This window comes from Polaromonas sp., from assembly GCF_031411155.1.
Taxonomy (GTDB): Bacteria; Pseudomonadota; Gammaproteobacteria; order Burkholderiales; family Burkholderiaceae_C; genus Polaromonas.
On the sequence record NZ_JANOAL010000242.1, the window covers coordinates 37975 to 46080 of the forward strand.

The 8106-nt window shown below is 58.8% G+C and carries 10 protein-coding genes and 1 pseudogene; 3 read left to right on the forward strand and 8 right to left on the reverse strand.

Annotation, left to right across the window (positions count from 1 at the left end):
• Positions 1–2: 2 nt before the first annotated feature.
• The 6 genes from RMO23_RS14715 to RMO23_RS14740 all read right to left on the reverse strand — a co-directional run bounded on the left by RMO23_RS14715 (position 3) and on the right by RMO23_RS14740 (position 3547).
• A complete protein-coding gene (locus tag RMO23_RS14715; protein ID WP_309683039.1) occupies positions 3–299 on the reverse strand; it encodes a hypothetical protein in 297 nt (98 codons plus the stop codon).
• 108 nt (positions 300–407) lie between these two features.
• Positions 408–821, reverse strand: a complete 414-nt coding sequence (locus RMO23_RS14720; RefSeq protein WP_309683043.1) for a type II toxin-antitoxin system HicB family antitoxin — start codon at positions 819–821, stop codon at positions 408–410.
• Between the two features lie 11 nt (positions 822–832).
• Positions 833–1012, reverse strand: a complete 180-nt coding sequence (locus tag RMO23_RS14725; RefSeq protein WP_309683045.1) for a type II toxin-antitoxin system HicA family toxin — start codon at positions 1010–1012, stop codon at positions 833–835.
• Between the two features lie 64 nt (positions 1013–1076).
• Positions 1077–2444, reverse strand: a complete 1368-nt coding sequence (locus RMO23_RS14730) for an integrase family protein (protein WP_309683046.1) — start codon at positions 2442–2444, stop codon at positions 1077–1079.
• A gap of 449 nt (positions 2445–2893) precedes the next feature.
• Positions 2894–3307 carry a type II toxin-antitoxin system HicB family antitoxin gene (locus RMO23_RS14735; RefSeq protein ID WP_309683048.1) on the reverse strand — a complete coding sequence of 138 codons (414 nt, stop codon included), beginning with the start codon at positions 3305–3307 and terminating at the stop codon, positions 2894–2896.
• Positions 3308–3310: 3 nt separating this feature from the next.
• Complete coding sequence (locus RMO23_RS14740) at positions 3311–3547, reverse strand: type II toxin-antitoxin system HicA family toxin (RefSeq protein ID WP_309683050.1); 237 nt, start codon at positions 3545–3547, stop codon at positions 3311–3313.
• Between the two features lie 144 nt (positions 3548–3691).
• Between RMO23_RS14740 and RMO23_RS14745 the strand changes: the two are divergent.
• Positions 3692–4668 (forward strand): annotated as a pseudogene (locus RMO23_RS14745) (IS30 family transposase); the annotation flags it as partial.
• Between the two features lie 114 nt (positions 4669–4782).
• Here the strand turns inward: RMO23_RS14745 and RMO23_RS14750 are convergent.
• Together RMO23_RS14750 and RMO23_RS14755 are read right to left on the reverse strand one after the other, a co-directional pair.
• Entirely contained in the window at positions 4783–5223 is a 441-nt protein-coding gene (locus RMO23_RS14750; protein ID WP_309683052.1) for a response regulator, read from the reverse strand.
• A 99-nt stretch (positions 5224–5322) separates the two neighbouring features.
• A complete protein-coding gene (locus RMO23_RS14755; RefSeq protein ID WP_309683054.1) occupies positions 5323–6297 on the reverse strand; it encodes an NADPH:quinone oxidoreductase family protein in 975 nt (324 codons plus the stop codon).
• 118 nt (positions 6298–6415) lie between these two features.
• Here RMO23_RS14755 and surE point away from each other — a divergent pair, with 118 nt between their 5' ends.
• Together surE and RMO23_RS14765 are read left to right on the forward strand one after the other, a co-directional pair.
• Complete coding sequence (surE, locus tag RMO23_RS14760) at positions 6416–7213, forward strand: 5'/3'-nucleotidase SurE (RefSeq protein ID WP_309683057.1); 798 nt, start codon at positions 6416–6418, stop codon at positions 7211–7213.
• Positions 7210–8085 carry a protein-L-isoaspartate(D-aspartate) O-methyltransferase gene (locus RMO23_RS14765; RefSeq protein ID WP_309683059.1) on the forward strand — a complete coding sequence of 292 codons (876 nt, stop codon included), beginning with the start codon at positions 7210–7212 and terminating at the stop codon, positions 8083–8085. Before surE ends, RMO23_RS14765 begins: the two co-directional genes overlap by 4 nt.
• The last annotated feature ends 21 nt before the right edge of the window (positions 8086–8106 follow it).

Sequence of the window (8106 nt, forward strand, 5' to 3'; positions counted from 1 at the left end):
GGCTACGCCCTTGCTAATAAGGCTTGGGTTTCGTTGCAAGCAATCACTTTTCTTATGCAACCTTCTTGAATGCCTACGAGTTCAACCAGCGCCCGAGATTCTGATTCTTCCCACGGGACGGGAAACCAGTTGTTTTCTTTGCATCGTTTCTTGAACTTTTCGTCATATTGAATCAGGTGGTCAAAAGTGTCGGACAGTTCTCGCGCACGTTCAATCCAGCTCAAAAGCACGCTAATGTGCATTGCGCTTTCTATCTCCGCTTGGGTTTCAAAACCATGGTTTAAAGTGTTGTCAGCCATTCTCGAACTTCCTTTTCGTTGATGGTCAGGGGCTGGCGCGGTGTTTGCGCACCTACCGGCCCCGTCTTTTTTGCCCCGGGTAAACCGCGCCAGGGCTTCGCGGGTATTTCATGCGTGCTCGGCGTGCTCGCGTCCTTCAACGGCCATCCGGGCAATGAACCCAGAGCGTGTTTCACCGGCGCTGCGGGCGCGCGCATCAAGGCGGTGCAGTACGCGGCGCGGCAGACTGATATTCACTCGTTCCAGTGTGTTGTCGAGCATGGCGGGGTCAACCTTCACCAGCGCCCACAGCCAGCCCTCAAATTCAGGATGGGCGGTGCGCAGTGCTTCGATGTGGGACGGCGCGGGGATGTCTTGCCCGGCATCAATGGCGGTTTCAATCCAGCCGGTGATGGCGTCCTCCGCCTGAATCATGGCCTCTTCCAGCGTGTCGCCAGCGGAAAAGCAGCCGGGCAGGTCTGGAACAATCACACCCCAAGCGGTCGTGTCGTTTCCAGGCTCAATAGTGATGGGGTAGCGCATAGGTGGTCCTTTCAGATACCGGCCTGCCGCCGGATGGCTTTGACCAGCCCTTGCCCCAAGTCTTTTTTGGGGTGCGGCACCACTACGATGCCGGGGCGGCTCGGGTGCTTGAAGATGTGATGCGAACCGTTCACCCGGTCCAATCGCCATCCGGCCCGCTGCATGTCACGTATCAGGTCGGAACTGGTCATTTGTGTGTATGGTACACATTAATACCCATTTGTGCAAGTGGGGCGCTGTTGAATGGGAATGCAGTCATCCAGCCACCACGCGCAGCGCACCGGGCGCGGCCTGGGCATCAAACACAATCCCGGCCTGCTCCAAAATCCACGCCTCGATTCGCTCATGATGTACGCGCAGCAGTTCCAGCGGGCGCACCTTGTAGTGCTTTTCAGCCGTGGCGCTGGGCTTGTGGCCTTGTATCTGCGCCACCACCCCGGCTGGCGTTTCCAGCCACTCGGTCAGGCTGGCAAATGAACGGCGCAGGCCATGCAGGGTGAGCCCCTCCAGCCCGGCGGCTTTGCAGGCCCGTGTGTGCGGGTTGTTGGGCTCGGTCAGGCAGCCGGTCGAACTGGTTGGGCTTGAGAAAATCCATTGGTTACGACGGGGCAGGGCGGCCAGCAGGTGCAGCATATAGGGCGTGGCCGGTATTTCGCGGGTGCCCTCCACCTTGTCGCGGATGCTGATTCCCCTCCATTGGGTGTTCACGTCCTCCCAGCGCAGCGCCAGCACTTCGCCCGGCCTTGCGCCCGTCAGCAACATCATTTGCAGGCAGGTGGCGATGACCGAATTTGGAACCTGTTGCACTGCGGCAAACCATGCGGCTAATTGCCCACGCTGCAACACGTCCGATTTAGTTCCGGCCTTGCCCAAGGCTTCGCGGGCTTTTTTGGTCTTGGCTGGGTTTTTGGCAGGCAGCAGGGCGGCATAAGCGGGCTGTTCGCCACACCAGGTTAAAAACACGGTCAGCAGCCGCCAGGCCAGCCGGGCCGATGAGGGACGGGTCTTGCCCTCATCGGCGGCCCAGCGTTCAATCGTGACTTGGTCAAGGTCTTTCAGCGCCAGCGGCATCAGCGCGGCCAGCGGCCCCGGCTTGGTCAATTGCTTGCCTCCACCACGGCGGCCAGACGGCAAGCCCCCGGCCTTTGCCTTGTCGATATGGTCACGATAGTGCAGGTCACCCCAAAACGGGCGGCGCTCTGCAAGGTACACGGCCCACACTTCGCCCACGTTCAGTGCGGCCACCTTGTCGGCTTCCACCTTGGCAGCGGCTGCGGCCTTCTTTTCAACGGCGGCGGCTTGTCGGTCGCGCTCTACCTCGCGGGGGTCTGTGCCAGCGTCCAAGGTCACGCGCAGGCGGTTTGCCTCGGCTCGGGCGGCTTCAATGCTCCAGGCACGAACGTCCCCAATCGTGCGGCGTATGGTTTGCCGGTTCAGCTTTGCTTCAAACACGAACGATTTAGCGCCGGCGGCAGTTACACGCACACGCAGGCCGGGCGTTTTGGTGTCGCGCATGAAGGCTTGGGCCTTGTCGCTGGGGCATGTCAGGCGCTCGATTAACCCGGCGGTCAGGTCCTGCGCTGCGCTCAGGTCTGGCGCTTTGTCTTTAGGCGGTCGTGCCATCCATTACCCCTTGCTGACCCGTTGGTCATTCCATGTAGCCACCATGTAGCCACTTTTGCCCCATTTTGGGGAATATCAATCAACACCGTAGCTGTTCACTTGTCCAGTGCTACGCTTGTAAGCTGTTGATTTATATTGATTGTAGGGTATTACTCAACACAATGGAATAGTAAAAAATCAGGATTGTGATTCCTGTTGTCGTGGGTTCGAGCCCCATCAGCCACCCCAAATAAAGCGTTAAGCATCAACAGCTTAGCGATGTTTTAAGAATCCCAGGCACGCGCCGGGCACGTTCTTAAAATTAAAGAGCCCGGCATGTCCGGGCTTTTTGTTGTCTGGAGATAGCTGATGGCACTGGCAAGCATGACTTTGGGTATTCCATTGGGACGTTTTAAGTCCCTCTTGTGCGCATTTCAAGGCGCATCTCTGCACCTTTTAGATCAATGAATTCAGGTGCGCGCTGCACCGCGTCGTCCCAAACCCTCGGCAATGAATGCCAGCACCAAAGAATTGAGTGACACGCCCTCAGTTTTCGCCCTGGCTGTCAGTTGCAGGTGCATGGAGCGGGGAAGTCGTGCAAGGACTTTGCCGGATGCCGATGCGGGCGTGAAATCATCCGCATTGAACGCTGGTGCAGGGACTTCCTGCCCCATGTCCACCATAGCGCTGACTGTGACAATGAAGGCCTCTCGTCCATCTGCAATGGCTTCCAGTTCGGTTGCGCCATCTGCCATCACGCCTGGAATGTCGGGTATGGTGAACATGAATCCGCCACCGTCTGCCGCATTAATGGGGCTGACAATATGGCTGTAGGCCTCGAAGGGGAAAGCGGGCTTTACTTTGGCAATGGTCTTAACGATCATGACTTACTCCTGAATCTGGTCGATCAGCGCCACAAAGCGCTTGATGTAAATGGCCTTGATAGGCCGGTGAGCAGGTACGGACAATGGGTCTTTTACTGAAGGATGTGTAAAAACGTGATGACTGCCCCCGGTGCTTCGCACCTCTAAACCGTGCTGTTTGGCTACTGTGAGCAGTTTTGCCATGACCCAATCGTTCGGGTTCTGGCGCATTGCATTAAGTAGTTTTGTAGCCGTGTTCATGGTTTTAATGATAGCGCCTGTAATATCATTTCGCAAGAGTGAATTGCGACATTAGTGTTCTTCTGGTAGTCAGTTCTGATGAAGGAAGCTATCTCGTCCAGAAAGCAAAAAACCCGGTTGACCGGGTTTTTTGCTTTCTGGCTCATGTCGCAGTTTTTTTCGCTTTTTGGGTGGCCATGGCGGCTTTACTATTCAGAGGGCCAGAAGGCTCTGATGTGGGAACGCTGGAAGAAGGGCGAATCCCTTCAACAGATTGCCCAGTTGTTTGATCGAAACCACTCATCTGTCAGTCGCATCCTGGCTGAGACTGGTGGCATACGCCCGGCACAACGCTGTCGTTCCCAATTTGCTTTGAGCTTGGCCGAACGGGAAGAGATATCACGCGCATTGGTGGCGGGACAGTCGATCCGGTCAATTGCTTCCCAACTTGGGCGAGCTCCGTCAACCGTCAGCCGTGAGATCAAGCGCAACGGTGGCCAAGGCAGCTACCGTGCGACCCAGGCCGACCAGGCTGCATGGGATAGAGCACATCGTCCCAAACGCTGCAAGCTGGCTCAGAACCGAATCTTGGCGCGCGTCGTGGCAGGCAAGCTCCAACGTCAGTGGGCTCCCCAGCAAATTGCAGGATGGCTCAAGCATACTTACCCGTGCGACGAGGACTACCACGTGTCACACGAAACCATCTACCGCAGTCTGTTCATTCAAGCCCGAGGCGCATTGAAGAAGGAACTACTGCAACATTTGAGACGCACCAGGGCCATGCGCCGTTCGCGCCACCCCCAGAAGACAGACAACCACGGCAGATCACCAACGCCGTGTCCATCAGCGAGCGTCCAGCCTCGGTGGAGGATCGGGCCGTACCGGGCCACTGGGAAGGCGACTTGCTATTTGGTAACCTTAACACCCAGATTGCGACACTGGTTGAGCGGCAGACGCGTTACGTGATGCTGGTGAAGGTTGCAAGTAAAGATACCCAGACGGTCATCAATGCACTTATCAAAAACGCTCGCAAGTTGCCCCAGGAACTCTACAAGTCGTTGACTTGGGATCGGGGCAAAGAAATGGCTGACCACAAGCGTTTCACATTGGCCACCGACATCAGCGTTTACTTCTGTGAGCCACCCCAGTATCTAGACCCTGCCAGTTGCCGCGTTTTACGCTTTAACTGGCCGGCCCAATAAAAAAGCTCCACTTGCGGGAGCTTTTTTTTCATTTGCGAGCCAGTTTTTGAATCTTCAGGAGCCAAGCGGCGCCAGGTTGGAGGTGTGCCAGTAGTCCCTGACTTGCGCCAGCCGTTCCTCAAAATCGCGAAAATTCAGCGGCTTGCTGACGTAGCTGTTGAGCCCGCCCTTGAAGGCCAGCACTGCTTCCGACTGTTCGCTGGCCGAGGTCAGCATGACGACCGGGACAAAAAATGTGCGTGGATCGTCCCGCATGCGCTGCATCACCGCCAGCCCATTCATTCTTGGCATACCAAGGTCCAACAACACCAGTTCGGGTTGATCGTCCGGGTTGCGGTCCTGGTGGATGCCCTCGCAAAACAGGTAGTCGAGCGCCTCAAGTCCGTCGCGGGCGGTCACGATGTTGTGTGTGAGACCATTTTCCACCAGCGTGGTCAGCGTGAGTTCGAGGTGGTCAGGGTTGTCGTCCACCACCAGCATCGTGGGTAAGGTCATAGGTCGCTCTTTGGTAAAGATGATTGAATATACCTTGAAAGCGCCTGGCGTTTTGTGTCATTCAGTCGCTTGGTGAACGGGTAAACGGCTTGAAAATCCTCAGTTCACCATTACCAGTTTTCCCATCACGTTGCGCGAGCCCATATGGGCATAGGCGGTTTTAAGCTCGGCCATCGGCATGGTGCGGTCAATCACCGGCTTGACCTTGCCCTGGGCATACCAGCCGGCGAGTTCGGCCATCATGGCGGCATTGGCCTTGGGTTCACGTTTGGCGAAGTCGCCCCAGAACACGCCGACGATGGACGCTCCTTTGAGCAGGGCCAGGTTCAGTGGCAGGGAGGGAATCGGTCCGGACGCAAAGCCCACCACCAGATAGCGGCCGCGCCAGCCTATGGAGCGAAACGCGGCTTCCGAGAAATCACCACCCACCGGGTCGTAAATCACGTCAGGCCCCTTGCCGTCGGTGAGCCGCTTGATTTCTTCGCGCAGATTTTCGCGGCTGTAGTTGATGGTGGCCTGCGCGCCTATCGAGGTGCAGAGCGCGCATTTCTCATCGGTTGATGCGGCGGCAATCACTCGCGCACCGGCTGCCCGGGCGATCTGGATGGCGGCCGTGCCGACCCCGCCCGCCGCCCCCAGCACCAAAACGGTTTCACCGGCCTTGAGCTGGGCCCGGTCCATCAGCGCATGCCAGGACGTGGCGTAAATCATGATGAAGGCGGCTGCGTCGACATGCGGGAAGCCGGCGGGCAGCGGCATGCACAGCGCGGCGGGCGCCAGCGTATGGGTGCCAAAACCGCCGGTGCCCGACAGGCAGGCCACACTCTGGCCGACCTGCAGGTGTTTCACCCCGTCGCCCACCGCCTGCACCACGCCGGCGTATTCGGAGCCCGGTACAAAGGGCAGGGGTGGTTTGATCTGGTATTTGTTCTGCACGATCAGCAGGTCGGGAAAATTGAGGCTGGCCGCCTTGATCTCGATCAGCACCTGGCCCGGGCCGGGTTGCGGTGTCGGCAGGTCTTTCCAGGTCAGGGCGTCGACACCGGTGGGGTTTTCACAGAGCCAGGCTTGCATGGCGGTCTTTCGAAGGTGGAAGAAAAGAATGCTGAAGCCCGCATCATAGGCACAGCCAAGGGTTTTCCGGGCACCAAATGGACACGCCTTGTCACAGCTGTGACCGTAAAATCGTGTCATGAAAATCCTCATTTGTAACGACGATGGTTACCAGGCCGCCGGCATTATTGCCCTTTACGAAGCGCTCAAGACCATTGCCGATGTGGAGGTGGTGGCCCCCGAGCACAACAACAGCGCCAAATCGAACGCGCTGACCCTGCACTCGCCGATGTATGTGCAGACGGCGGCCAACGGTTTTCGTTACATCAATGGCACCCCGGCCGATTGTGTGCACATTGCCCTGACGGGCTTGCTCGGTTACCGGCCCGACCTGGTGGTTTCGGGCATCAACAATGGCGCCAACATGGGCGATGACACGATTTATTCCGGCACCGTGGGGGCGGCGATGGAAGGCTATCTGTTTGGCATTCCGGCGATGGCGTTTTCGCAAACCGAAAAGGGCTGGGCCCACATCGACGTGGCGGCCCAGCGCGCCTGTCGCCTGGTTCAGCAGTTGCTGCCATCTCTGGAAGTGGTGGCCGAAGGAAACCATCCCGCGCTGGCGCCCTGGCTGCTCAATGTCAACATTCCCAACCTGCCGGACGACCAGATCGAAGGCTACAAGGTCGCGCGGCTCGGGCGCCGCCACGCGGCGGAGCGGGTCATTACCCAGACCAGTCCGCGCGGCGAAACCATGTACTGGATTGGCGGCGCGGGGCCCGCCAAGGAAGCGGGCGAGGGCACCGACTTTCATGCCACCAGCCAGCGTTGTGTTTCCATCACGCCGCTGCAGGTGGATTTGACCGACCATGAGCGCCTGCCCTACTGGACGCAGACGACGGCCATGCTAACCCAGGCAGGGCAGGCCAGCTCATGAAACCTAGCCTCAAACCGCCGTTCAACCCGACGCCCAAAGCGCCTGCGGCGGCGGCCCGTCCGGCGTTTCCGGTGCGTCTCAAGCCTGGCACGGGCGTGCCATCTGCTACTAAATCAATAGCTACCAGCGCGCATTTAGAAAGGGCTAGAGGCCAAAATGACACTAAAAAACCGCTTTTAGCCCCCGCTGGCGGCGGCAGCGGCGGTGTCATTGGCGGGATCGGGATCGGCCTTGATTCGCAGGCGGTGCGCGCGCGCATGGTGCACAAACTTGCCGCACAGGGCGTGTCAGACGCCAGGGTGCTGGCGGCAATGGGGCAGGTCGAGCGGCACCGGTTTGTCGATAGTGCCCTGGTCAACCAGGCCTACGAGGACACCAGCCTGCCGATTGGCTTGGGCCAGACCATTTCCAAGCCGAATGTGGTGGCGCGCATGCTGGAGTTGCTGTGCCAGGGGGCTGCGGGCAAGTTGGGCCGCGTGCTGGAGATTGGCACCGGCTGCGGCTACCAGGCCGCCGTGCTGAGCCACCTGGCCACCGAGGTGTACAGCATTGAGCGTCTGCGCGGCCTGCACGACAAAGCCCGCGAGAACTTGCGCTTTTTGCGGCTGCCCAATCTGCATCTGCTGTTTGGGGATGGCATGATTGGCTATGCCAGGGGCGCGCCCTATGCCGCCATTGTCGCGGCGGCCGGTGGCGAGGCCATTCCGCCTGCCTGGATAGACCAGCTGGCCATCGGCGGGCGCCTGGTCGCCCCGCTGCAAACCGCCGGTGGCGCCCAGGCGCTGGTGGTGGTGGACAAAACTCCTCATGGCATCAGGCAGACCGTGCTGGAAGCCGTTCACTTTGTGCCTTTAAAATCAGGTACCAGCTAAAGAAGCTATCGAGTTAGCCTG